General features: G+C 48.6%; 16 protein-coding genes. 2 read left to right on the top strand and 14 right to left on the bottom strand.

Annotation, left to right across the window (positions count from 1 at the left end; all coding sequences use genetic code 11):
- Positions 1 to 119 precede the first annotated feature (119 nt).
- The 6 genes from B1728_RS04210 to B1728_RS37175 form a co-directional block, all read right to left on the bottom strand.
- Positions 120 to 956 carry a carbohydrate ABC transporter permease gene (locus tag B1728_RS04210; protein ID WP_079908892.1) on the bottom strand — a complete coding sequence of 279 codons (837 nt, stop codon included), beginning with the start codon at positions 954 to 956 and terminating at the stop codon, positions 120 to 122.
- On the bottom strand, positions 953 to 1,828 hold the full coding sequence (locus B1728_RS04205) for a carbohydrate ABC transporter permease (RefSeq protein ID WP_079908891.1): 876 nt from the start codon (positions 1,826 to 1,828) through the stop codon (positions 953 to 955). The genes B1728_RS04210 and B1728_RS04205 overlap by 4 nt, the downstream gene beginning before the upstream one ends.
- A 34-nt stretch (positions 1,829 to 1,862) precedes the next feature.
- Positions 1,863 to 3,188 carry an ABC transporter substrate-binding protein gene (locus tag B1728_RS04200; protein WP_079908890.1) on the bottom strand — a complete coding sequence of 442 codons (1,326 nt, stop codon included), beginning with the start codon at positions 3,186 to 3,188 and terminating at the stop codon, positions 1,863 to 1,865.
- A 176-nt stretch (positions 3,189 to 3,364) separates the two neighbouring features.
- Entirely contained in the window at positions 3,365 to 4,888 is a 1,524-nt protein-coding gene (locus B1728_RS04195) for a response regulator (RefSeq protein WP_079908889.1), read from the bottom strand.
- A gap of 1 nt (position 4,889) precedes the next feature.
- A complete protein-coding gene (locus tag B1728_RS04190; RefSeq protein ID WP_079908888.1) occupies positions 4,890 to 6,773 on the bottom strand; it encodes a sensor histidine kinase in 1,884 nt (627 codons plus the stop codon).
- Positions 6,774 to 7,181: 408 nt separating this feature from the next.
- Complete coding sequence (locus tag B1728_RS37175) at positions 7,182 to 9,065, bottom strand: stalk domain-containing protein (RefSeq protein ID WP_079908887.1); 1,884 nt, start codon at positions 9,063 to 9,065, stop codon at positions 7,182 to 7,184.
- 264 nt (positions 9,066 to 9,329) lie between these two features.
- Here B1728_RS37175 and B1728_RS04180 point away from each other — a divergent pair, with 264 nt between their 5' ends.
- Positions 9,330 to 11,624 (top strand): helix-turn-helix domain-containing protein, encoded by a 2,295-nt coding sequence (locus B1728_RS04180; protein WP_079908886.1) that lies wholly within the window; start codon positions 9,330 to 9,332, stop codon positions 11,622 to 11,624.
- Between the two features lie 130 nt (positions 11,625 to 11,754).
- On the opposite strand, the gene B1728_RS04175 is transcribed toward B1728_RS04180, so the two are convergent.
- The 5 genes from B1728_RS04175 to B1728_RS04155 all read right to left on the bottom strand — a co-directional run bounded on the left by B1728_RS04175 (position 11,755) and on the right by B1728_RS04155 (position 17,538).
- Positions 11,755 to 13,266, bottom strand: coding sequence for an extracellular solute-binding protein (locus tag B1728_RS04175; RefSeq protein ID WP_079908885.1), 1,512 nt, complete (start codon positions 13,264 to 13,266; stop codon positions 11,755 to 11,757).
- A gap of 38 nt (positions 13,267 to 13,304) precedes the next feature.
- Positions 13,305 to 14,186, bottom strand: a complete 882-nt coding sequence (locus B1728_RS04170; RefSeq protein WP_079908884.1) for a carbohydrate ABC transporter permease — start codon at positions 14,184 to 14,186, stop codon at positions 13,305 to 13,307.
- A 19-nt stretch (positions 14,187 to 14,205) separates the two neighbouring features.
- Complete coding sequence (locus B1728_RS04165; RefSeq protein ID WP_079908883.1) at positions 14,206 to 15,159, bottom strand: ABC transporter permease; 954 nt, start codon at positions 15,157 to 15,159, stop codon at positions 14,206 to 14,208.
- A 297-nt stretch (positions 15,160 to 15,456) separates the two neighbouring features.
- Positions 15,457 to 16,476: an MFS transporter gene (locus B1728_RS04160; RefSeq protein ID WP_079908882.1), complete on the bottom strand. Its 1,020-nt coding sequence runs from the start codon at positions 16,474 to 16,476 to the stop codon at positions 15,457 to 15,459.
- Positions 16,477 to 16,503: 27 nt separating this feature from the next.
- Positions 16,504 to 17,538 (bottom strand): ROK family protein, encoded by a 1,035-nt coding sequence (locus B1728_RS04155; RefSeq protein ID WP_079908881.1) that lies wholly within the window; start codon positions 17,536 to 17,538, stop codon positions 16,504 to 16,506.
- Between the two features lie 360 nt (positions 17,539 to 17,898).
- Between B1728_RS04155 and B1728_RS04150 the strand changes: the two genes are divergently transcribed.
- A complete protein-coding gene (locus tag B1728_RS04150) occupies positions 17,899 to 20,208 on the top strand; it encodes a putative bifunctional diguanylate cyclase/phosphodiesterase (protein ID WP_079908880.1) in 2,310 nt (769 codons plus the stop codon).
- Positions 20,209 to 20,337: 129 nt separating this feature from the next.
- Here the strand turns inward: B1728_RS04150 and B1728_RS04145 are convergent, their stop codons facing one another.
- The 3 genes from B1728_RS04145 to B1728_RS04135 form a co-directional block, all read right to left on the bottom strand.
- Entirely contained in the window at positions 20,338 to 24,114 is a 3,777-nt protein-coding gene (locus tag B1728_RS04145) for an OmpL47-type beta-barrel domain-containing protein (RefSeq protein WP_144027746.1), read from the bottom strand.
- A 317-nt stretch (positions 24,115 to 24,431) separates the two neighbouring features.
- Entirely contained in the window at positions 24,432 to 24,554 is a 123-nt protein-coding gene (locus tag B1728_RS04140; protein ID WP_179135873.1) for an IS3 family transposase, read from the bottom strand.
- A 555-nt stretch (positions 24,555 to 25,109) separates the two neighbouring features.
- Positions 25,110 to 25,373, bottom strand: coding sequence for an ArsR/SmtB family transcription factor (locus tag B1728_RS04135; protein WP_256865231.1), 264 nt, complete (start codon positions 25,371 to 25,373; stop codon positions 25,110 to 25,112).
- Between the last annotated feature and the right edge of the window lie 164 nt (positions 25,374 to 25,537).

Below are 25,537 nucleotides of genomic sequence, written 5' to 3'. Positions count from 1 at the left end.
TTTAGGTTAATAATTCTTGTCTTCAATTATCCTCTTGCGGCCTTGGGTCAGGCTTAGAACACAACAAAAAACAAGCTTCCATACCGGCAGTGGCAGAAAGCTTGTTATTAGCAGGTTGATTATTCTTTAACAGATCCGCTCGTGACACCTGCATAAATGAATTTTTGAAGAAACAAGAACAAAATAATGGCCGGAATAAAAATAACGATAATCATAGCCGAGATATAGTTCCAGCTTGCCGCGTTAGGGCCGACGAACTGGAATATCGAGGTCGAAACCACCTGCAAGGACGACTTGGTCATATACAGAAACGGGATATAAAAATCATTATAAATGTAAATCGTCCGCAAAATAACAACGGTTACTGTGGCTGGAAGCAGCAGCGGGAAAAATAGATTCCAATAAATTCGGAACAAAGAAGCCCCTTCGATCATTGCGCTTTCGTCCAATGTATAAGAAATGTTTCGGCTAAACTGCAAATATATAATGATTGAAATGACGTCGGCCCCTAGATTCAATAAAATAGGTGCATGAATGTTATTGATTAATCCGAGCGTGTTCATCAGCTTGTAAGTGGCTACCTGTGTGGTCACAAGAGGAATCACAGAGGCCAGCAGGTAAGCGCCGATGATGAATTTTTTAAGCCGGAATTCGAATCTCCCGAGCGCATAAGCAACCATTGTCCCAAGAATGATGTTACCGCCAACGGAAAGCAAGATAATATACAACGTATTTGGCAGCGCTGTGGAGATGATTTTGGTTTTCTGAAAAATATAGATATAGTTATCCAGGTTGAGCCAATGCTCCGGAAGCGCAAACCGGCTTTGCAAAAACTCCTGCTTCGTCTTTAACGATGTGATAAAGATCGTATACGGAGGAAACAATACGACGAAGGCTCCGATAAGCAATGTCAGGTAGTAAAAGGATTTAATAGATTTGGATTCCTCTCCCCTCATACGTTCTCCCCTCCCTTAAACAATAGGCGCTGAAGTCCTACAAATAGCAATACGATGATTAGCATGATGACAGCCATAGCTGATCCCAAGCCCACTTCCTTGAACTGGAAAGCGACTTCGACGGTCTTTATTATGAACGTGTCCGTGCCATTGGCGCCGAGCATCATAATATAAGGAATTTCAAACGCTTCCAAAGCACCGGTCAGTGTAAGCAGCAGCAAGAGCTCCATCACCCTGCGAATGCTCGGCAGCGTAATTCTCCAAAACTGCTGAAAAGTCGATGCTCCGTCGATTCTTGCGGCTTCGTATAAGTCGTGGGGGATCGATTGAAGGGAGCCCAGGAAGATGACCATGCTGAGTCCCATATATTTCCACATCGATACGAAGGCTAAAGCGTAATTCACCAGCTTTTTGTTGCCGAGCCAATCCTGCTGCAGACTGCCCAGTCCGACCGCGTCGAGCAGCGCGTTTAAGGTGCCGTACTGATTATTGTAAAGCGCTTGAAACATAAACACGATGGCCACACTGTGCATGATATAAGGCAGAAACAAAATAACCCGGAACACATTGCGGCCTCTTAGCTTCGAGTTGAGCACCACGGCAAAATACAAGGCAAACATCGTCTGCAGGAGACCGCCTGCAAAGTAGTACAGGTTATTCTTAAGCACCCCGAAATACTCGATATTCGTCAATATTTCCTTGTAGTTTTGCAGCCCTACGAACGTTTTATCGGTCAATCCATCCCACTTCAGAAAGCTGTAATAAATCAGGTTGATTGCCGGATAATATGAGAACATGGCTAAGAGCAATAAGGGGATAGTCAAAAAGGAAACCAATATGACTGTCCTTTGCGTTTTGTAGCTTAAATTCACCTTGGTTCATCCCTTTCCTCTCGATCTGATGTCGTTACTTTGCCGGTCCACCCATTTGACCGTATTGGGCACGGAATTTGCCCTCTTTCCATTTCTTGTTCAGCTCCTCAAAGCTGCTGCTTAAGTCATCCGCAATGGCCGCTCTTTGCAAATACTCTCCTTCAAAGAAATCAATTTTGGATGCATTCGCTATGGCATACCACAAGGGTGAGGCAGGCGCATTCTCAAATAGCTCCGGACCGTATGAGAAAAATTCATCCAGCTGGGGAAGCGTCCACTCTCTCTCAATCTGAGGAGGGATAAAGCCGGATCGGATATTGTATCCCGATTCCTCCACCATAAAGCGGATCCATGCTTTCGCGGTCTCTTTATTCTTGCTGACCTTGCTTACGGCATAAAACCAATCGTTATTCATCAAAGCATGGTATGTCCCGCTATTATCGTAAGGAAACGGGAAAAAGCCGATGTCCTCCGATTTCGCCCCCGCTCCGATTAACTGATTGATAGCCCAATTGCCCAGGAAATACATCCCCGCTTTGCCGGTGGATAGATCCATCTTGGAAGCTTCCCAGCTGCTATTCCTTAGATCCGGTTCAACATAGCGGTTTTGGATCAGGGTGCGAAGAATGGTCAATGACTTTCCGAATTCGTTACCGATTTGAAAAGGGGCGTCTTGACCGGTCATTTCATCCAGAAAGCTGCCTTTACCGCTCATCATCGTCGCCAAGATCTCGCTCCATTGCTTCAAGGGCCACTGGTCGCCATAATTCACATAGAGGGGGATCTTGCCGGCACGCTTCAGCATGCTGCAGGCTTCATAAAATTCATCCAGCGTCGTCGGAGGCCGCGTGATCTGGGCATCGGCAAACGCTTTTTTGTTATAGATGATCCCCTCGACGGAAACGCCGGAAACTATGCCGTAAATGTCCTGGTTGTAAGCTTTAAAATCTTTGAAATGCAGCTTCCCCAGGCTGTCGGCCACATCTCCAATCGGCTCAAAAAAATCTCCCAGCTGATCTTGGGCAATATTGCCCGGGATCAGCAGCACATCGCCGGCGGAGCCCGTCGTAAGACGAATTCGGATATCACTTTCGTAATTGGAGATGGGCTCGAATACAACGCTTTCAACATCGGGATACTTGGCCTTGAACGCATTGGCATATTGCTGGAACGTGCCGTCATTCACCAAATCCACACGGTTGGTTGTAACGGTGATGGTCCCTTTTACTTTCGGTTCCGGGGACGGATGCTTCGCGCCCTGCACCGAATCCGGTACAGCCGGGGGACGATGGATCTCATCGGCTTCGCAGGATGCTAGCAGCAGCGATACAGAGAAAAGCAGGAATAGTGTCTTTTTCATCTTTTAGCAGGAATCTCCTAGTCTCTTTTTACATAGCATACCCCGGCAGGCTGTTTGATATCGTTTTCATGGATTCATTATAATGAGCCGCGGATGCTTGTTAAATGTACTCAATTCGTATTTCTTGTCTTCTTTTACACAAAAACGATCAAATGGACAAGCAAATAGCCCTATCGCTAGGGCAATCTAACCTTATCCTTATATTCTTTTGGCGTTAGACCTACGATGCGTTTAAACAGCTTGTTGAAATAGGCGGGATCCGGATAGCCCACCAGGTCCCCCACCTCGTAGGACTTCATTTCGGCATGATGCTTTAACAGCTCCTTGGCCTTTTCGATACGAATGCTGATCAAATACTCGGTTAACGTCTGGCCTGTTTCCGACTTGAAATATTTGCTCAAATAGCTTGGCGTCAAGTACACCTGGTCTGCAAGCCGGGGCAGCTCAATATCGTTCCGGTACTGCTCGGCAATGATTCTTTTGATTTTGTCGATAACACGGCTCTTGCTTCCGTCCCGCGTATCCTTGACCAGAGTTAGTGTCTCCGTAACCAGACGGACCATTTGATTCTGAATGTCATGAAAGCGAAGATGACGGAACAACAGCGTCTCGACAGCGAGGTCCTGGCCGAAGTGCAGCGCAGCAGCCTCATGGAATTCCGGCACTTCATGCTGAATGAAGTAGATCCATTTCGAGCAGGCTTCGATAACTCGCTTCTTCTCAGCCTTCATTTGGGCCATCTCCACAAAGGCAGCTTGCAGCTCCTCACGGATTTTATGAATATCCAGCAGGTCCAGGGACGACTTCATTCTCTTCTCAAGCTTGCCTATGGCTATGGAAGCCGGAGCCGCGGGAAGATCCTTGGAGCCTACGGTCTGTGTTCGATATGGAGAATAGATGGCATAATCACACGCGCGAATTGCTTCCTGATAGGCATCGCCAAGCTTAAAGCAATCCGAAACGGCAGGTCCGATTCCCGCGGATAAAATACCGCTAAGCCGACTCATTAACGATTCCGCAAGCCCTGCAGACTTTTCATACCGTTCCTGCTCGGTCATAGGCTCATGGGTGCAGACAACGCAGGCCTCCCATTCGGAAAACATCAGAACCTTGAAGAACGAAGAAGCACACTGTTCCTTCTCCCATGTCTCTACAGCCTTTCTTGCCATAGGCAGATCGGATTTTACGCAGAGTACGGTGACAGGTTTAGCCAATAAATCCTGAGGTAAATGGCGAATGGCTTTCTCCGCCTCCTCAGCGGAGCCTTGTATGTCTAACAGCTTCTTCAAGGATTCCGCCTGCTCGTTCTGTTGGCGTAATTGCTCCGTTCGAATCGCTTCGTGCAGCCGCTCCAAGGCGCCGTACAGTTCCTGCTTATTCACCGGCTTAAGCAAATACTCGCTGACACCAAATCTTAAGGCTTGCCGCGCATATTCGAATTCGCTATAGCCGCTTAAAACGATGAAAGCAAGCGATGGTTTTATTTTTTTGAGCTGCTCAATGAGCTCCAGTCCGTTCAGTGCGGGCATCTGGATATCCGTGATCACGACATGGACCTCCAGATCCGTCAAAGCCTGCAGCGCCTCCATGCCATTCGTGTATGAGCCGACGACTTCATACTGGGCGCTGGCTTTCCTAATGATTTTGCTTAATCCCAAACGAATACGTTCTTCATCATCTACTATCGCTATTTTGAGCATACTAACGTTCCTTTCCTTCCAAGCTTCGAACCCTTAGGCGCACTTCCGTACCTATACCGGGCATACTATCGACTTCTAGCCCGTAATGCTCTCCATAATACAGCTTCAGCCGTTCATTCACGTTGCGAAGGCCGATACTGCGCTTATTCTTGTCTCGACCTGCTGCCGCGGGATTCATCAGTGAAACCCGCAGGTTATGCAACACCTCCGGCTCCATTCCCAACCCGTTATCCCTGATCAGGATGACTATATCGGAGCCGGTAACTTGAAAGGATACCCGAAGCATCATAATCGGCTTCGAAGCGTCCTTTCCATGGAATACGGCATTCTCTACGATGGGCTGTAGCACCAATTTCAGCATCGGAAGGCTGCTGTAATCCTCATAAGGATCAATGTGGAGCCGGAATTGATCCGGATACCGGTACTCCTGCAGCTTCATATAATTTCTTAAGTGATCCAGCTCCTCCTCCAGGGTTACAAATTCTTTGCCCATGGAGATGCTGTAGCGAAGCAGCTTGCCGAGTATTTCCGTCATATCGGCAACTTCCTCATCGTCGTTGATCTCGGCCGTCATTCGAATCGATTCCAGCGTATTATAGATAAAATGCGGATTGATCTGGGATTGAAGCGCATCCAGCTCCGCTTCTCTTTTCCGCTCTCCGATCACCTGATTTTCATGGATTAAATCCTGAATCCGCTCCAGCATCCGGTTAAATTGATGGCCAAGCCGTCCAATCTCATCGTCAACCGTGATCGGGTATCTGACCTCCAATTTCCCTTGCTGGACCACTTTCATTAAATTAATCAGCTTACGCAGCGAACGCGTCACGGCGAATGATAAGAAAATGGAAGCGGTTAATGCTAAGCCAACGGTAACAATCGTAGGATAAAAGGCCAGCTTTTGATTTCGCTGTACATCCTTCGTTAATTCCTTCAAGGGCACGGTGATGACCATTTTCCATTGTGTCCGCTCCGAGGCGACATACACCACGAGCGACTGCACCCCGTTAACGTCATCCACGAAGCTTCCTTGCTGACCGCTAGCCTTTTGCAGCCATTGGGAATCCGGAATTTGGCGGGTGATGTAAGCACGATCGCTATCATAAATAACCAGATTATTGGGGTCCATGATATAGGTTTTGCCTCTTGTGACCTTGTCCAGGCTGCTTACGAACCGCTCAATGGTACTCATGTTTGCATCCACGACTATTAATCCGATCGACTGATAGGCGTCATTGAACACTTCCCGAACCACCGAAAAAACATAGCTTCGCCCTTTGGTGTTGCTAATAATTTCTTCCGTTCCTATTAATGCAGGAATTCCTTTTTGCTGTTCGACGGCTCTTTTCCAATCCGGATACCGGGTATTGATGTCCGTCCGATAGCCATTCTTATAACGATAGTAGGCATTTCCATATTTATCGAAAAGATATACGGATGTCGTTTCTTCCTTTATATTGTTCAGAAAATTGATGCTCGATTCCACTTTCTGCCTGATTTCAACTGAAGTCGGCGTAATGGGGTTCAAAGGCAGCGGCTGCTTGAGTCCCGTTTGGCTGCGCAGACGCTCGGTTTCGTAATATTGATTGGACAGCTCCAAATTCTCCTTAATTTCTGTCACGTAGGCGGGGATCGTCGACAACTGCTCTATATCCTTAATGTACTCGTCGAGCCGATGCATCATCTCCGTGGACACCTCCATGACATATGCTTGGGTGTTATCCTGGAGCGATTGGTTAAAATTTCTATTGGTCACGTATTGCAGCAAGGCTATTGGAATCATAATGAGCACAATAAAAATCAAGATCAGCTTGCTTTCCATTCGGAGACTAGCCAAGGTCAGAATATGTTTGCGTCTTGATACCGGGCTTGCCCATTTGCGCATGATTGCTTCCTCATTCTTATAGATTGTTTGCGAGTCTCACGGATATAGTATCATACTTCAACACAAGGAGCTCTATTTCAAAATTTCTAGGCAGAAACTCCATTCATCGGTAATAATGGGAGATATTTCTTCACCGTTGAAAAAGCCATTCCATCCTGTAAGCGGTTACCTTGATCATACCTTGTAAAAGCTGTCCCTCCTATGTCTTCAATTGTGATTTCTTGTTCTGGATTGTTCTGTTGAATAAGGCGAGATAACTCCACAGAGCGGAGTCTCGGTTTCGAAGCGCATGTCAAAAAGCCCGTGCTAGCAATGACACGAGCCTGTCTCATTATTAAATACTCATAGTGCTGTATTCAAAAAGCAGCTTAAGCCTCCCTTGTCAGAGAGGCTGTGCATACCTTGATGTTATTTTCCGTTTTGGTTGTCGAGCTTCACATCCAACTGGTTTAGGAAGATGGATAGTGTCCCCAACGGATTATGGAAATCGAACTCGGGAGACTGGATATATTTACTAGTCCCTGTAACTCGCAGCAGCATGGGCATTGGAGCATGGCCCTCCGGCTTCCATGTGGCGGAAATTTTGTACCGGCCGAGCGGTATTTTATCCACTCCGTGGCCGCCTGTCGGCAGTACATCGGCACGTGTCGTAATCGTTTTGCCGGCACTTCCGTCAAATAATGGTCCTACCGGCGTAAGGGTAACCTCCAAGTCGTTCATTTGGAATTGCGGCAAGCTATCGTCAAACGACCAAAAATCGGGATGGATTTCAATATGTCCCACAACATCCTTCAAGGTAAAATTGCGAACCGCACCTGTACTTCCGGCGAATGGTTGATCGACGTCAGACCTTAAATAAAACTTCTGCTCCTTGCCGTTATATTCACGGGAAAATTTTGCGGACATAATCCAGGTCGTAGGAAGTTGGGGCATTTCAATCCGATAATATCCGTTCTCATCGGTCACCGCTCCCAAGCTGCTGTCGTAGAACAATTGGTTATCTGCATTGATCTCAGCTCCTGCGATTGGATTCCCCTGCTTGTTAAGCAGGTAGCCTTTCACAACATAGGGCTCAACTTCCCCTGCAGAGGGTACAGGAGTCGGGGGCGGTGCAGGTTCCGTTACCGGGGTTGGGACTGGTGCTGGAGTCGGCTCAGGCTCCGGTGCTGGTGTTGGTGTTGGTGTTGGTGCCGAATCCGTGCCCGGGCTGGCTTCCTCAATCCGAACCGTCCACACATTGGCGCTGCTGGAGAAAGCGACCCGGTAGCCGCTGCTCTCCGAAACGAAGCGTAAAGGCACCATGGTGCGACCGTCAATGATTTGTGCAGGTACGTCTAGAGTGACCGCTTTTCCATTTACGATCGCATTCGTACTATGAATCGTCAATTCAATGGAGAGTCCGTCTTTGGTTCCGATCGCTTTCCGGGCAGCTCCTTCTTCCACCCATTTCACCGTAAAGCCTAATGTTTCAAACAACAGCCGGAATGGAACGAGTGTTCGCCCATCTTTCACTATCGGCTGCGCATCGTCAAAATGAAGCTCGGTTCCTTTGAAAAACACTTGGATGGCAATATCCTTCGATCCATCTGCAGGAACGGGGGCCGGAGCAGGCGTTGGGTCAGTTGTCGGCACTGGATTCGGTAACGGAGCCGGTGTTGGGCCAGGTGTCGGATTCGGGCCAGTTGAAGGTGACGGGCTTGGCACAGTCGCCGGTGTCCCCTCCGAAACCATAGGCTTTTTAAAACGGATCGGCTTGGAGACAACTGTGCCCTGCGGTGTTTCTATCTCTAGCACGTAGTACTGTGTCTCCTTGATTGTTCCGTTATCGCTCGCATATAAATCGAAGGTAAGATCCCCCTCAAATTCTCCGACAGGCTCTTTCACATCCTTGCGAAAACCCGGGTTGACGACGATGCTTTCATGGGTTGTACCGCTTGCCGTTGTAACTGTTGTGTCCTGCACGATACCGAGCAGCCATCCGGTAGTTACACGGTTGGTTCGCCATACCCCTTGATCATTGTCCTTCCCGTAAGCATCCGTTGAACGCAATACGACGGAACGAATAACGGTCTTCTGAGCAAGCTTCAGCTGCAGCTTGAAGTGTCCGTCCTTCTTGCCCTCCGGTGTAAAATCTGCCGAACCGACAACATCCGACGCTGTATCGAGCAAGCTGAATTCCTTAATCTGCACACCTGCAGGCGGTGTCTCGCCAAAAGCGCCGGCTGTGCCGCCGAACGCCAAGCAGCCTGCCAGTAAAAGTGAAATTACCGATACTTGTTTTCTTCTAATCATTCTCTTTCGTTCTCCTTTTCATAAACAGGTTATAAATCCCGATACTGTGGAATTTGCTTCCTGAATCCAGCATACAACGCGAGCGCTCCTATTTCATGAGACACGGCCCGGGAGATGCTTGGGATAAAATTAGGAAGGAAACCGGGAAGCGGCCGGGAATCCTTTTTCCATAGAACGGCCCCATCTCTTTCGAATGTATGGCTAAATACAGGGTCTTCATGTAAAATTAATATGTTATGTATGAACGACCACCTGGAGGCCCTAATGAAATTCCGATCCCCTTCCTATTTATTGAAGCTGATGTTATTTTCCATCTTGATCGGCACCCTGCCCGTCATTGTGCTGGGCACCTTTGCGTATTACAATTCATCCCGAACTGTACAGGAGAAGGTAAACGAGGGAAATAAACAGCTTTTGCAGCAAATGCAGATGCGTGTCGAGCAAACGCTTAGGACAATTGATAACTCAGCGACGCAGCTGCTGCAGTCCCCTACCGTTACCAACGCCTTCGATAAAGATATATCCAACCATGATTTCGAAATGGTACACGAGCTGTTTAAAGGCATTTCCCAAATTCAAACCTATGAGCTTGGCATCAAGGATGTATTTCTGCTCAGTCTGAGCAAGGACTGGATGGTCTCAAGCACCGGGGTTAACGAATACAGCTCACCGGACTTTAAGCCTCAGCTTCTGGCATTCTCCCAAGAAGCGGCCGGGTCTTTCTGGGCAAGCGGAACGGATGACTCAGCATCCTCCTCCCAAAGGATCTACTTTGTCAAGAAATATCCCTTCAACTCCGTCAATCCGAAAGGGATCATTTGCGTCGTGCTTTCCTCCGATGTGATGAAGGAATTTGCGCCGGATCAGAATGACAAATTCGGCAGCTCGTTTATTCTGGATCAAAAGTTCCGGATCATAGATCATCAAGACCGTTCGAAGCTGCGAAGCAATATGTCGAACCAGCCTTATCTGAAGCCTCTTTTCGAAGCGAACAATGCCCTTGGCCAATATACGGATGAGATAGATGGCGAGGCAGTGACGGTAACCTACCGGAAATCCTCATACAACGGCTGGAGCTATGTCTCCTTAGCCTCGAACGAGCAAGTAAACGGACAAAATAAAGTGATTGGTTGGATGACATTGCTCGTATGTATGGCCATACTTGTCGTTACGCTGATTCTCGCATGGATAGGTTCCAAGAGGATGTACAGCCCCATTCAATCCATTTATACCACTCTTGTCGGCATTCCTTCCGCAGCCGACGGAGGGAAGGATGCAGCACATTCAAACGGCGAGCTTCATGTTATCGGAGAACGGGTCGACTATTTGATCAGAAATCAGTCCTTGATCATGAATGAACTCAAAGGACAGCAGGTTCAGCTGAAGGAATTTTTCGTGCAGAAATTGTTTAACGGGACCATTCGTCCGGCCGAATTTGAAGAAAAATTAGGCTTGTACGGTTTGGACGAGCCATGGTCCTCCATGTGCATACTCGCCATCCAAATCGACACGCTGAAGGATACGAGGTATGAAGAGACGAACCGGGATTTACTCATGTTTGCCATCAATAATATCGTCGGTGAGCTTGTACTCGCAGAGCAAAGACTGGTGCCGGTTGTCACCTCGGACTTTCAAGTGACCCTGATCGGTTCCTCCGAGGAAGGGCAGGACTTTAAAGAACAGATTTTCGCTCTGTCCGATGAGATCCAGAAAGCGGTTGTTCAATATTTGGGGATCAAAATAAGCATAGGAATCAGCCGTACCTTCCATTCGTTCTCAGAAACCCAGCAGGCACTGCATGAAGCTATGACCTCTTTGAAATATAGGGCAGGACTGGGGCAAGAATCGATTCTGTTTATTGAAGATGTACAGCCGCAGAAGAGCAATCTGTACTGGTTTCCTCACGAAGGGGAGCAGGCCTTATTCGATGCGATTCGGGCGGGGGATCCGCAGCAGTCGGAGCTAGCCTTGAAGCATTTTATCGGAGAGCTGTTCCGGCCTCATACGCAGCATCAGAGCTATCAGCTGTCACTGCTGCGATTTCTTGTCGACCTGCTCAAATTCGGTCAGGAGCTTTCCATTCCCATGGACCGGGTTGCAGAGGATGAAGCCTCCTTGTTCCCAGCTCTATTTAAGCTTCGAAATGTCAAGGAGATGGAGGACTGGTTCTGGACGAGGTTCGTCCTTCCTTACATCCAAGAGCTCGGCAACCGCCGGGAGTCCCAGTTCAAGCATATATCGGAAGCCGTCATCGATATGATTCAGCGGGAATTTGATTCGGAACTGACGCTGGAAAAATGCGCTTCCCGCATTAACTACCATCCCCATTACGTGAGCCGTGTTTTCCGTCAGGAGGCAGGGGTTAATTTTGGAGAATATTTAGCGCAGTATCGGATTGATATGGCCAAGAAATGGCTGAAGGAGTCCGATTTGAAGATTGTTGAGATCGCAGAGCGGTTACAGTACAACAACTCAGCAAACTTTATCCGCTCCTTTCGAAAAATCGTAGGTATGACACCGGGACAGTACCGGGAAGAGGAAAAAAAAGCCCCCATTTAGTCAACAGACCATGCTGTCCACTTTATGGGGGGGCGAGTCCCTTTCAGGGATCCTCATTTAAGTTAGACAGGCAGAAAAGAAGGACCGCGAGAACGGAACCCTCTTCTGCCTGTCTATTTATTATCAAGCCTTATGGCTTCGCAACCTTGGCGTATTCAGCATTGATTTCCTCAATGACCTTGCTTCCGCCACTTTGCAGCCATTTATCAACCGCCTGTTTCCAATCCGCTTCCGTCAATGCACCCATGATGAATTTTACCGTGGCATCCTGAATGATTTTGGAGAGCTCCTTGCCCTTTTCGACCTCGGTGTTGGAGATAAACGGCGCTGCAGGGTTGGCCAGAGCGAAGGTAGCGTTATCCTGGAACAGCTTGGTACTGAGCTTCTCCAACTCGTTTCCATAGTTGATAACTTCGTTTTGCAGGATCATAAACTGATTGCCGTCTGTGATTTCGGCCTTTATTTTCGCATCGGTATTTTGCTTGTATTGGCCGTTCTCGACCGTGTATTGCTTTCCTTCGATACCATACTTCATCAGGTTCTGAATATCCTTTTCGGAAACCTTATCAAAATAAGCCAAAATTTGCTTAAGCTCAGCTTCCGTCTTCACGCTCGTCTTAGGAATCATATACATGCCCAGGTATCCGGCACCGGCACGGGTTCTCTCGCCTTTCGGACCGGAGATGCGGTTGATTAGATTGATTTTGGCATTAGGATCAACCTTCTTGATGTTATTTTCGATATTTTGGCCGTCCAGCATATTATCGATCCATAGCCCGGCCTGACCTTTATTCATAACGGCCCTGCCGTCCGGGATGAGCGCAAAATCCTGATTGATGATCTTTTCGTCATACAATTTTTTGTAGAACTTCATGGTGTCCATATAGGCATCCGTCATATGAGCCGGAATGAGCTTGCCGTCCTTCAGTTCCCATTCGTTCGGGCCGCCCATATAGGTCAGGATGTCTTTAAAACCGGCGATAACTCCCCCTTGCATCCCTACGGCAAGCCCGATGGTATCCTGTTTTCCGTTCTTATCCGGATCCCCTGTCGTAAAGGCTTTCAGAACCGTATACAGCTCATCCATATTTTTCGGCTGCTGCAAGCCCAAGTTATTTAACCAATCCTGGCGGATCATCAAACCGAAGCGGGCCAGATCCCGTTCACGATACACGCCGTAAATTTTGCCGTCAATCGATACGTTCTTCAGAACGATATCCGACATCTTACTCAGATTCGGATAGCTTTTCAAGTAAGGTCCGACCTCCCAGAACATACCGGTACGGGCGGCATTCACGATGAAGGAAGCCTTCGGCTCCAGCGCTACAAAGGTCTTCGGCAATTCGCCGGAAGCCACGGTGGCGCTTAATTTATCAGTGTAGGACGAGGAAGGCACCCAGGATACCGTAAGCTTCGTATTCGTCTTCTCCTCAAGCAGCTTTAAAACCGAGCTGTCCGCAGGCATAGTCTCCGGATTGTAGCTCGGCAGCATCATCGTCAGTTGGTACGGACCTTGATTGCCCCCTGCTTCGCCGCCTTGAGAAGCTCCTTGATTATTCCCGCCGCAGGCGGTCAGAGCCAGAGTCACGGATGCGAGCAAAGCTCCTGTTTTGACAAGTGTCTTCTGATGTCTTCTGTTCATTTTGTGAATCCTCCCTTTTCCATGTTCCTATTATATCTTCATCCCTTAACCGAGCCTAGCAGTACCCCTTTGGCAAAATGTTTCTGTAAGAAAGGGTATACCAGCAGGATCGGAAGAGTAGATACCACAATGACTGCCATCTTCACCGATTGCTCCGGAGGAGTAACATATTCTGCTCCCATACTGGCGGAGTCTCCAATTCCGCCGGAGGCCAGGATAACAATTTGTCTTAGAAGCACTTGTATCGGCCATTTGGCGCTATCGTTGATATACAGCACAGCGCTGAAGAACGTATTCCAATGACCTACGGCGTAGAAGAGCGAGAATGTTGCGATCGCAGGCATAGATAGCGGAAGGACGATCCGGAAAAAGATGCCCAGATCATTACATCCGTCCATTTTGGCGGATTCCTCAAGTCCATCCGGCAGCTGTTGAAAAAAGTTCCGTATAATAATTAAGTTGAATGCACTGATAGCGCCCGGGATCAGCAAGGACCAGTACGTATTGATCATTCCCAATTGCTTGACAACCAGAAATGTAGGTATCATTCCACCGCTGAACAGCATCGTGAATACGACAAGCATCAGGATTGGCCTGCGGAAATCCATATCTTTGCGGGCTAACGGATACGCCATTAAGCATGTAAGGAAAATGTTGATCAGCGTACCTGCGACCGTAATATAAACGGTAACCAGCAAGCTTCTAACCAGTGTCTGCGTGGAAAAAATATACTTGTATGCATCCAGCGTAAATTCCGTCGGGAATAAGATGAAGCCACGCTGCAGCAATTCCTTCTGTGTAGCAAATGATCCGGCGATAACATAAATGAATGGAATTACCGTAAGTAAAGCGAATAGAATCAACAGCGTCATATTAAAGCTGTCAAATACCCGGCTACCCCAGCTTGTTTTGATCCGCATAACGTTTCAGCCCTCCTATCTAGTAAATACCTTCTTCTCCGAATTTTTTGGCCAAATAATTGGACACGACAACAAGAATGAAGCCGATCAACGACTTGAACAAGCCGACCGCGGTACTGAAGCTGTACTGTCCTTGACTAATGCCGACGGAGTAGACATAAGTATCGAAGACTTCCCCTACCTCGCGGTTCATCGCATTAAGCATCAGGAAAATTTGCTCGAAGCCTGTATCAAGAAAGCTTCCCAGCCGGAGGATCAGCAGAATGACAATAGTGCTGCGAATAGCCGGCAAGGTAATATGCCACAGCTGGCGGAGACGGTTTGCCCCATCCATGCGTGCGGCTTCATACAGCTGGGGATCGACACCTGCCAAGGCCGCCAGGAAAATGATAGTCCCCCATCCGGTTTCCTTCCATATCACCTCTGCAGTAATAATGGTCCGGAACCACTCGTTGCTTACAAGAAAATTGATCTTGTCTCCCCCGTAACGGGCCAGCAAATCGTTCACAATGCCGCCTTCCGTCGTCAAAAAGATGTAGGCGATCCCAACCACGACGACCCAGGACATAAAGTGAGGAATATAAACTAGCGTTTGAACGGTCCGCTTAACGAATTCAAGCCTCAGCTCGTTTAGCATGAGCGCAATCACGATCGGCAGCGGAAAGAAAAACAGGATATTGTAAGTAGCAAGAATTAGCGTGTTGCGAAACAGGACGAGAAAATTGGAGTCGCTAAAAAAGCGCTCGAAGTGCTTAAGCCCGACAAACGGACTGTCCCAAAAGCCAAGAAACGGTTGATAGTCTTTAAATGCAATAAAAATTCCATACATGGGCCAGTACTTAAATATGAGAAAGTACAAAAGACCTGGGACGACCATAAAATAGAGCCAGCGGTTCCGCACCAGCCTCCCCATCAACGTCGATGACCTCGCTGCCGGAGGTGAAGAGACCCGCGCATTCATATTGGTTTGCATGTGACTTCCTTCCTTTCGATTCTCCATGACATCTTGTGAAATTGCAGATTCATCATACGGCGGGATGGAGATTTCCGTCGATAGTCCCTACTTGTTCAGATCGGCTTGGATCGGCCGTGGCTTACCACTCATAGAATGATGATGATGGCAAACAGTCATTAATTGCACTCGTTGTCATTAGTTGCGTATGAAAAAAATCCCCGTTCGATAAGGCATTTGAGGATCAATGCCTTTATCAAACGGGGATTACTATTCTGAAATGAGTAGATAAAACGCTAGGCTAGCAAACTTGTGCCTTCAAAATGATTCGAATTTCTTTTCCTGACGATCCCTGGAATTGGTTGTTTGCTTTCCAATAGGCTTCGCCGCTTGAGACAGCAAGCCTGCGACACTTACAGCGATAAGCACGATAATGAGGGCACGAAGCAGGCCAACCGATTCGCCAAGAAGTCCCAGGAAGGGCGGACCGACAAGAAATGCGAGGTATCCGGCCGTCGATACGGCGCCTACCCTGGCCGCCACTCCACGCGGATCGTCTCCCGCAGCGGATAAACCCACCGGAAAACCGAACGCCGCACCAAGTCCCCAAAACACAATCCCGACTGCTGCGGCAAATGCCATCCCTAGTACAATGATACCGATCAGAACCGTACGCCGCTCTTTCCATACAGCCATGCGTTCCCTGGCGCTCATTGGCGGCTCCATCGAGTTGGTGCCAGTTTCCTTCCCGGTACCTGCGGGTACGAACCTGTATAAATATGCGATAGATAGCAAGATAACAACCCCTGCAACCGCCATGTGGACAGGAACTGAGACACCGAGCTTAAGGAAAGCCGATCCAGCCAGTGCTCCTAGCAGTGTACCCACGCTGAATGCGGCATGAAAGCCGGTTAGGAGCGACTTTTGAACCGCTTTCTCAACTGCCGTTCCTTCTACGTTCATCGCAACATCGCATATTCCGTTCCCGAAACCGAAAACAGCTAATCCCAAAAAGACCGTAATGCTGCTAGCCAGCCACGAGCCGCCCATACCGACAACTACGATACCGATCGAGCTGACCACCAAGCCGGCTACCATGACAAAGCGACCGCCCTTATGTGCTATAAGATGGCTGGCAGACAATAGACCCACAATGGAGCCTACGGCCAATCCGAATATAATCCAGCCCATTTGTGCCGTTGAAGCACCCAAAGCATCACGAATTGTTGGCGTACGCGATACCCATGATGCTATGGAGAACCCGGGAATCGCAAAGATGAAATAAATCGCAAGACGCCATAAATGAATTTGTCGAGTGTTTAATGAATGATGGTTCATGCTTTTCCCCCTGGAGCTGATTATTCTTCAATCCGCTGCCATCATACTCTGTACAGTCAACCTATGAAGTCCGTGAACATAATCCTGTTCCCAATCGCTGCTCACGAGATCAGGCAAATTTTCCTCCGGAATCATCAGGGCGCTTCGTTGTCGGATCTGTACAAGATCCGTAGCCGTTAGCTCCGAGCTGCTGAAGATGACAGCATGCGGATTCAGGGTGGCCGCGAAGGAGACGATGAGGCGACTTATCGCCTCAATAAGTATCGACCGGCTCTCATTGCTGCCATATGTTTCGCTAGCCGCATCCAGCATCTGACCGAAATTCTGTGAATCGGACACCGGAACATAGGAAACCTCGCCTGAAAAAAAGGATTTTCCCCTTACAATGTGTCCATTTACCATAATCCCGGCTCCCGGTCCGTTCTTGCCCAAGTAAAGGTATACAAGAGAGAGTGAATCATCGCTGCCCGTGCGGTCGTAATAACCGAAAACCGTGGTATTCATGTCATTCTCGACTTGGACCCGAAGAGGAAACCGCTCCTCATAGAAAGCTTTGAAGCTGAAATCCCTAAACCGTTCGTAGCCTGGAATGTGGAACGCTCGGCCGTTATCCACCGCACCGGGGATACCCAGCGTCAGCACCCGCATGGATGGATATCGCGTCAGGAACGTATTGATTTGCTCGGTCAGGAGCTCGGGACCAGCTTGCAGAGCAGCGGGAAATTCCTCCCGGACGAGGACGTCCCCCACGTAATTAAGCAGCGAGTAAGAGGTGAAATCCTTCTCCAGATAGACGGCTAGCCCCGTCATATAGTCGGGATTCAGCTTATAAGTTCTTGGACGTCTGCCACCGCTGGATAAGCCTATCCCGGTTAGCAGCACCTCTGCGGAATCATTCATTTCATCAAGTACTTTGCTGATGGTAGGAAAGCTGATGCCCGTGTTCTGCGCAAGCTCAGCCTTGGTCGATTCGGCATCTTGATAGAGCTCGGCACGAATAAGCTGGCGAATCCTTTCGCCCATCATTTTGGGATTAATAAAAGGCTGCTTTATTATAATCACCACCCCTACTTATTAAACATCTTTAATAAGTTAATATTCTAGCACAAAGTAAAGAATTTACACAATATGTATGACAGGTGTGCACCCTTGACTCGAACATTTGGCAGCCTGCACGCCAAAAGACCTGCTATCCTTCCTATTTACAGGTGGATTGAGGCAGCATTATAATTAGGCAACAAGACCCAAACAAATCTAGGTCTTTAAGCTTAGTCAAATTGCAAGCGCTTGAATTGGCATCCTATGAAAAGATTGCCGATTTAAAGAAAATGTACAACAGGAGTGCTGCCTTATCGTTACTGAGCCTGATAGTCTCGCTCCGTTACGAACCAAGCCACCTGCATGAGCTAGGAGGGAACCGATATGTTCAGCCCCAACAGGCTTTTATACATAATTACAGGGTTTATTATTATGCAATATCTTTTGTTTCCTTATTTACGAGACTGTCCCAGCTTGATCCTTGCCATAGAGACTATTCCTTACTTATTATCTTTTTTCACACTGCGGTACGCGGCCCGTAAGCAGCATGGGCATTACCGCCGGTTTTGGAGTCTATTATCGTGGGCGGACATCCTTTACATCCTTGCCCTGCTCTCGTGGATTGTATACGATTGGGTTCTCGGCATCGAGGCTCCGGTTCCCAGCATCGGAGATGTTTTCTGGAACCTGCAAAACATGACCTATGTTAGCGCCCTCGTGTATTTGTTGGTAAAAGAAAGGAGCATTTATCAAGGCGTTCGTTTTTTGTTTGATACCCTGATTGTCTTTATTATTGTTAGCATAATGAGCTGGGAATACGTCATTCACCCGCAGCTTGCACAGCTTCTTAAAAGGACAACCGTGTGGGGGGCCGTGGCGACCTCCTCCTATCCGGTAACAGACCTGGTCATCTTTATCAGCTTATTCATGCTTTTTTATACCCGCCGCTTTCCTTATCCGAAAAAGGTATTTTTCCCTTTTGCCTCGGGATTCGTCGTGTTCGTTATTACAGATACATTATACTTGACCCAGCTCACAACCAATACATACATGATCGGCGGATGGATTGACCCTCTGTACAGCGCGTCGGCTATGCTGGTTGCTATCGCCGGATTGAGTTCCACTAGGCTAAAGCCCGACACTGCTCGTATTGCAGTTCCTCAGGAGGCCGGCTCGAAGCTGCGATATCTCCTGCCCTATAGCAGTGCGATCGTTTTTCTCGCCTTTTCGGTATGTCGGATCGATTCGCAAATGATGGATGCCATTTTTATTGCAAGCACGGCTACGGTAGCGCTTATCGTTATTCGGCAAATCACCGTATTACTGGAGAACGATAAGCTGATGCACAAATGGCAGCTGATGCTTGGCCAAGCTGAATTTTTGGCTTCCTACGACCAGCTGTCGCTTCTCCCCAACCGGCGTATGTTTGAAATTCAGGCAGCACAAGACATTGACATGGCAGCTGCAGACGAAGGCGGGCAGCATAGCTTGGCTGTTCTGTTTTTCGATCTCGATCGCTTTAAATATGTTAACGACAGCTATGGCCACAGCACCGGGGATGCCCTCATTAAAGCGGTCGCCGCCCGATTGACTACACTTGCGGATAAACGGCATTTTGTAGCCCGCATGGGCGGCGACGAATTTACAATGCTGTGCAAAACCTGCTCCGAGGAAGAATTGCTGGAGTTTTCCCAGCACATTATCGAGGAAATCAGCCGTCCGTTTCAGCTCGAGCAAGGGGAAGTATGTACGTCGGCAAGCATCGGGATTTCCGTATACCCGAAAGATGGAACTACCGTATCTGCGCTGCTCAGGAATGCGGATATCGCTTTGTATAAAGCGAAATCACTTGGTAAAAATCGCGCGGTCTTCTATGACGAGGAGTTTAATCAGGCCCTGTCTCTTAAGATGGCGATGGTGACCGACCTTCGAAAGGCATTGGAGCAAGGGGATTTTATTCTTTACTATCAGCCACAAATCGATACTGACAGTCAGAAGCTCGTTGGTATTGAGGCCCTGATTCGCTGGCAGAAGCCGCCCGGAATCATGGTGTCCCCCGCTGAATTTATTCCGCTCGCAGAGGAGACCGGCTTGATCGTCCCCATCGGCGAATGGGTCATCCGCACGGCTTGTAATCAGGCGAAGCTTTGGATGAATGAGGGGGCTCCAGCCTTTCATTTATCCGTCAATGTCTCGCCCCGGCAGTTCAACGAAGCCAATTTTGTGAATATGGTGATCTCCGTACTGGAAACCTCAGGACTTCCGCCCGAGCTGCTCGTGCTTGAAATAACCGAGGGAATCGCGATTCAGGAAGAAAGAGAAACCGTCGAGAAGCTGCATAGACTCAAACGGCTCGGTGTGCAAATCGCGATGGACGACTTCGGGACCGGGTATTCATCTCTAGGCTATTTAGAGCTGCTGCAGGTTGACGTGCTAAAAATGGCTCAGACATTCATTTCCGAGGTTTCCGGCGATTCCGGCAAAGCTTCGATAGTCAAGGCCATCCTGGCGATGGCAAGCAGCTTGAAGCTGACGGTCATTGCCGAGGGGGTAGAAACGGAGGAGCAGTTCCTATTCCTCAAACAGCATGGCTGTGACTGGATTCAAGGCTATTATTTTCAAAAGCCGCTGCCTGCCGATGAAATGAGCGAGGTTTTTGCCGGACAAGCAGCCTCTGTGAAGGCTGCATTATAAACGGGCTGGTTATAAGCTAAGAACCTTCTTTCGCCGAACATGGCGGTTGAAGGTTCTTTTTTCGCACCAATAAAACAAAACGACTGCTCCCCGATTCTCGCATCGGGAAGCAATCGTCTTTACCCTTTCTTAGGGTTGATCCTTAGCTTGTCTTATTAAATAATCGATATCCGAAAGCAGATGCTGTGCGAAGGACGCATCAATGTGCTTTCCTGCCTGCGCTTTTAGTTCGTTCTCAAGCGAATTCAACGCGTTGATGATCTTCGCAGGATCCGTTTCGCTTTGGATACGGTTCACTTTGGCGAGCAGGCTGTTCAGGATACCTTTATTCGTGATAAGGCCCTGATCATACGCCGACTGTAAGGCTTCATCCAAGTAACCGCGGTTCATCACAACCTTCAATACCCCGTGCTGAACCGTTACGTTGCCGGCATGATCTGTCGCCGTTACCGTCATTGCGTGATCACCGATCGATAGCTCATAGGGAGCAGCTGTAATCGGCAGACTTACTTCTTTGCCGTCAAGCGTCGCTTTCACTTGATCCACGCCGCTCAGCGCATCCGTAATATCCAGACGGATATTCACGGCATCCGAATGATAGACCGATTCTGTAACGGACAGCGGAACGGCCGGTCCGGTAAGATCGATGCTCACCTGTGCAGATTGGACGTCTTCCCGGTTGCCTGATGCATCAATGCTGTAATAACGGAGCGTATGCACTCCTTCTTGACCGATCTCGATCCGATTGCCTGCCTGGAATGGAGCGTCGTCTACGCTGTAATAGGTTGATACAGCAGAGCCCTCGGCATCAATCGCAATCAGATTGATCGTTTGAGCGGTGTTATGCCAGCCTGGCTGGGCGTCCGTCGTCGTAACAGGCGGCGTTATGTCCTTGGATGTCTCCGGCGTCTTGACCGTTACCCGATTGGACGGCCCCGATTCCCCGCTCGCGTTTTTCCCGGTGATATAGTAGGTGTATTCTACCCCCGGCTTGACGGTACGATCGTAGAACGTATCCACCTTGGCATATCCTACATATTGCATCGGTTCTCCTGCTGATTCCCGGTACACATTATATTGGGTCGCCCCGCCATGGGATGTCCAGATAAGCCCGACGAACGTCTCTCCCTTTAATCCGACAAAAAGCTGCGAAGGCGTCGCGGGCAGCGGCATATCAATAGCCAGCTCGCGAGATGCTGCCGATTCGCCCATTTCATTCTCCGCCGTCACCTTGTAGATGTAACTGGCGCGGTCCGCGCTTACCGTATCATCGAGATAACGAGGCGAAAGCGTACTGCCGAGCCGGGTAAAATCGTTGTCGCCGATCCCTTTCCTGTAAACGTAGTAACGTTCTGCCGAATTAACCGGATTCCACTGAATGGCGAACGCGGCGGCTGTCACCTCACCCGCTGTCAAGCCTTCCGGCGCTTGCGGTTGCGCAACCTGCGGTTTCGTCGTCGTGCTGACACCCTCGGACAGGGCGGATGCACCTCCGACTCCCGCCGCAGCTACTTTATAGGAATACGACGTGGACGGGCTAACCGTCTTGTCGGTGAATGCGGCCTTGGATACGGCCGCGATCTTCTGATACGCGCCGTTCGGTAAAGCGGCTCTGTAGATTTCGTAGCTGACAGCACCATTCACAGGTGACCATTTCAGTGCTACGGACATACTTTTCGCATCCGCTACCTGCAGTCCTGTAGGAACCGACGGCTTCGGCTTCGACGGATCGAAGGCAAGCACTTCCACAGGGCTCGATTGCGGGGATTCGCCGCCCGCATTGACGGCGGACACTTTATACTGATACGTAATCCCGAGCTCCGTGGCGGCATCCGTGTACTCCGTGGATTTGGAGCTTCCGATGACTTTAAAGTACGGCATCGTCGACGTGGATCGATAAATCAAATACTGATCCGCACCATCGACAGGCTCCCATTGGAGCGAAATCGCGGGCCCTGCCGTTAGCTCACCCGCAAGCCCCGAAGGCGTTGCCGCTGGAGCCTTCGTGTCCGGGCTTACCGGCTTCAGAATAACGAAATAGTTCATGTTGGAGGTGTTGTTATTTGCCCCCATGACTACGCGAGAGCCTGCCGGATAACGCTTTTTGAACAGCTTGTACTGTACCGGCTGGTCATCGGCGATGACCATTCCCGTATCTTCGTATGCCGATGTCAGCCATTGCGGGCGGGACGAAATCCTCGAATCATGGGCGACATATACGTCCGCATCCGCAGCTAAATAGAAGGATAGCAAATCCGCACTGGTCGAGCTTCTGGAGGCTACCGCGGAGCGAATCCACTCCATGCCCTTGAGTTCATCCGGTATGGTCACAAATTTATACGTTTTGCTTCCAGTCATACGATCTCCGGCTACAAAATCGCCAGGCTGAAAATTACTTTGTACCGACCAGTTTGCCGCATTGGCGGTACCGCTGCCGCTGTTATCGTGAATGACGACATTTCGCAGCGTTTTCCCGTCCATGCTAGGTGCAGGCTCCGGCTCAGGCTGCTCTGTCGCGGGCTGTGCCGGCGGATCGAATGGCGTTCCCGACCACGCAGGCGGCGTTTGAGGATAATTCGCAGGGAAGCCCGGAGCCGCCAGTTCGTTCAGATAGTCCTCGAGGTTGGTGTAACCGTCACCATTGAGATCGCCGTTTCGATCCTCAGGGTCGTTCGGGTTCAAACCTTTGGCTATCTCCCATGCGTCCGGCATTCCATCGCGGTCCGTGTCGAGAGGAGCCTTGGTTCTGGCCAGCTGAGGAAACCCTCCGACATCATTTTCATTCCCGATAATAGCTCCGGTCTGATGACGCACGCTATCGATCACCCGCTCGTCCACTTTGTCCCGAGAGATCGATGCGCCGGAGTGACTCAGTATATCTTCATAAGCCGCTTCGGGCTCTTGCGTATGTACCGGCGGATATTCGAAGCGTTCCGGCACGATGAGGCTAGGTCTTTCCGCTTCCATCATCCCGGTTCCCGTATCCGTTCCATCGAGAATCCCGTTCTTGTTGCTGTCGATACGGTTGTTTTTAAGATAAAGATTGTAGTTCTCATTACCGCGAACAACCCCATATTGCGGGTTGGCGGAATTCATGCCTGCGATGAAATAGTTGCCGACGACATTACCGTAGCCTTTCGTACCAGATTCGCCTCCGGCCACATAAGGGTAACCGCCCCAGTTATAAATAATGTTATTCACAAAATCCATTATACCCTTGGTCTTCGGGTTGCGGTCGTTGTTATGAGCATACAGATTATGATGCATTGTAATCGTATTCATTTCTACCAGTCCGCCCATGGAATGCGTGAGCAAGCCTTCCGAAATGATCGACCATTGAACCGTAATATTTTTGGATTTCGGATTGTTGTAATCTTTGCTCTTGATGGACAGTACTTCATCGGTTCCCCAGGAAAAGGAGGAGTGATCGATCATCACATTGCGGCAGTCCTCCAAATACATCGAATCGTCGTTAAAGCCTTGCGCCCCCATCCGGAACCGCATATACCGAATGATGATATCGCTGCAGTTAACAAACCGGATGTTGTTGCCGCGGATCGTCACTCCGTCCCCCGGCGCAGTCTGGCCTGCAATGGTAATCTTGGACTTGCCTGAAACGATGATCTGAGGGATCGTGAGCTCGCCCGAAATATCGAATACAATCGTCCGCGGCGTCGATCCGGCCGTTGTCAGTGCGTCATGGAACGTCCCCGGTCCTGTGAGGTCGTAGCTGGTGACGTGGTACACTTCACCTCCGCGCCCTCCGGCAGCGGCATAACCGAAGCCTTCCGCCCCCGGGAACGCCGGCAGCGAATCATAAGCGGCGAATGCTGCAGGCATCGGCAGCTGGAATAATGAAAGACCCATAGCAACACTTAAAATAAGAGCCAACCGTCTTCTTTTCATACCCATCCTCCTGTTTTCAAATGTTCCTGCCTCTCAACCACAAATGTAACTGCTTACAATTTTGGTCGTGGTCATGCAATTCAGCGTTCTTGATCTCCCTCCCTTACCGGCATGTACCGCCATCTTACTCACTTTGCATCAGAGATGACAATGGTCCATTCCTATACCACATGAACCAAAACGGGATTTTGACAGGCTGATACGAATCTTGGAGGAATAGTTCGGCAGCTGGCGTTATTGTATATTGCAAATCCGACACCGTTGGGCATTTGAACCTCTATATCCTGTTATTGGAATATAGGTCTTACAGAAAAAACTTAGCCCTGAATTCCATGGGGCTGTGGCTGTTTAGTTTTTTTCTGTAATCGTTCGTAATTGTAAAAGTGAATATAAGCATCAATGTCGTTCTTTAATTGCTCAAAGGTCTGGTATTTATGCAAATAATACTTCTCACATTTCAAGTTCCCCAAAAGGATTCCATGGGTCCGTTATCAATGCAACGACCAACAGAATTTTATATTAATTGTAAATTGTTTCATATAGAAATTAATGCTGCGAAAACACAAAAAAGCCGCCATTAGGGCAACTAATGCGTTAAAGAGGAACGAGCGGCTTGGATGTAGTCCATAATGGACAATGCTACTAAGAATAACCGGCCGGGATTACACCATAAGGTCCGCCAAGCGGTAAATGATTCCGAACTAAACTGCAATACTGTAACATATAAACACGAACTAGTTGGATAAAGTTCGAGACAAATGTTAATTAAGTTCGCATATGAATGTTACTGGACACGGCCGCACCACTACCAACAAGAAGAGCCCTAATAGGGCTTTTTCATATAGACATTCACACAAAAGTCGAATTTTGTATTATTTATTATAATAATTATATTATATCCCTCATTAATGACACAATTCTCCCCTTATTAGTGTCACTGCTTCTGTTTACCGTTTACTATAAGGAGAAATTTGTGTCATTCCGCATACTACAAGTCAGATAGGGTTAATGGTGTTCGTAATAGTGTCTAAAAGTCCTGGAAAACGTGAATCTAATTCCTCACGACGTATTGATACACTTTGCGAGGTCCCCACTGGTTCTACTAAAACAAGTCCCGATTCTCGTAAAATTCGTAAGTGATGAGATCGAGTTGATTTTGGGATGTTCGGATAGCGAGCAGAGCAATTGAATAAAGGATCTAGTAGCATTCCCCTTACCATGTCCAAGCGAGTCGGATCACTCAGGGCATGAAACACCATTGTTAATTGAATATCCTCTATTTTCGGGTGAAAAAGTGTCCTCATTTTTTTAAACCTCCTGAACTTATTGTTCCATATTCCTAGAACTATTGTCAAACTCCTTTCTCCATGTTATATTGTTCCGTATTACTAGAACAATAGTACTTATAATAATCTACAGAAAG

This window comes from Paenibacillus sp. 32352 (assembly GCF_002042965.1).
Lineage (GTDB): Bacteria > Bacillota > Bacilli > Paenibacillales > NBRC-103111 > Paenibacillus_S > Paenibacillus_S vulneris.
Note: the sequence above shows the minus strand (reverse complement) of the source record. Positions and strands in the feature narration are given on the sequence as shown.

Excerpts from the sequence above, each read along its gene's own strand:
- B1728_RS04210 (WP_079908892.1), bottom strand. The coding sequence starts at position 956 with ATGAGGGGAGAGGAATCCAAATCTATTAAATCCTTTTACTACCTGACA.
- B1728_RS04200 (WP_079908890.1), bottom strand. The coding sequence starts at position 3,188 with ATGAAAAAGACACTATTCCTGCTTTTCTCTGTATCGCTGCTGCTAGCA.
- B1728_RS04195 (WP_079908889.1), bottom strand. The coding sequence starts at position 4,888 with ATGCTCAAAATAGCGATAGTAGATGATGAAGAACGTATTCGTTTGGGA.
- B1728_RS04190 (WP_079908888.1), bottom strand. The coding sequence starts at position 6,773 with ATGCGCAAATGGGCAAGCCCGGTATCAAGACGCAAACATATTCTGACC.
- B1728_RS37175 (WP_079908887.1), bottom strand. The coding sequence starts at position 9,065 with ATGATTAGAAGAAAACAAGTATCGGTAATTTCACTTTTACTGGCAGGC.
- B1728_RS04180 (WP_079908886.1), top strand. The coding sequence starts at position 9,330 with ATGAAATTCCGATCCCCTTCCTATTTATTGAAGCTGATGTTATTTTCC.
- B1728_RS04175 (WP_079908885.1), bottom strand. The coding sequence starts at position 13,266 with ATGAACAGAAGACATCAGAAGACACTTGTCAAAACAGGAGCTTTGCTC.
- B1728_RS04170 (WP_079908884.1), bottom strand. The coding sequence starts at position 14,186 with ATGCGGATCAAAACAAGCTGGGGTAGCCGGGTATTTGACAGCTTTAAT.
- B1728_RS04165 (WP_079908883.1), bottom strand. The coding sequence starts at position 15,159 with ATGCAAACCAATATGAATGCGCGGGTCTCTTCACCTCCGGCAGCGAGG.
- B1728_RS04160 (WP_079908882.1), bottom strand. The coding sequence starts at position 16,476 with ATGAACCATCATTCATTAAACACTCGACAAATTCATTTATGGCGTCTT.
- B1728_RS04150 (WP_079908880.1), top strand. The coding sequence starts at position 17,899 with ATGTTCAGCCCCAACAGGCTTTTATACATAATTACAGGGTTTATTATT.
- B1728_RS04145 (WP_144027746.1), bottom strand. The coding sequence starts at position 24,114 with ATGAAAAGAAGACGGTTGGCTCTTATTTTAAGTGTTGCTATGGGTCTT.
- B1728_RS04135 (WP_256865231.1), bottom strand. The coding sequence starts at position 25,373 with ATGGTGTTTCATGCCCTGAGTGATCCGACTCGCTTGGACATGGTAAGG.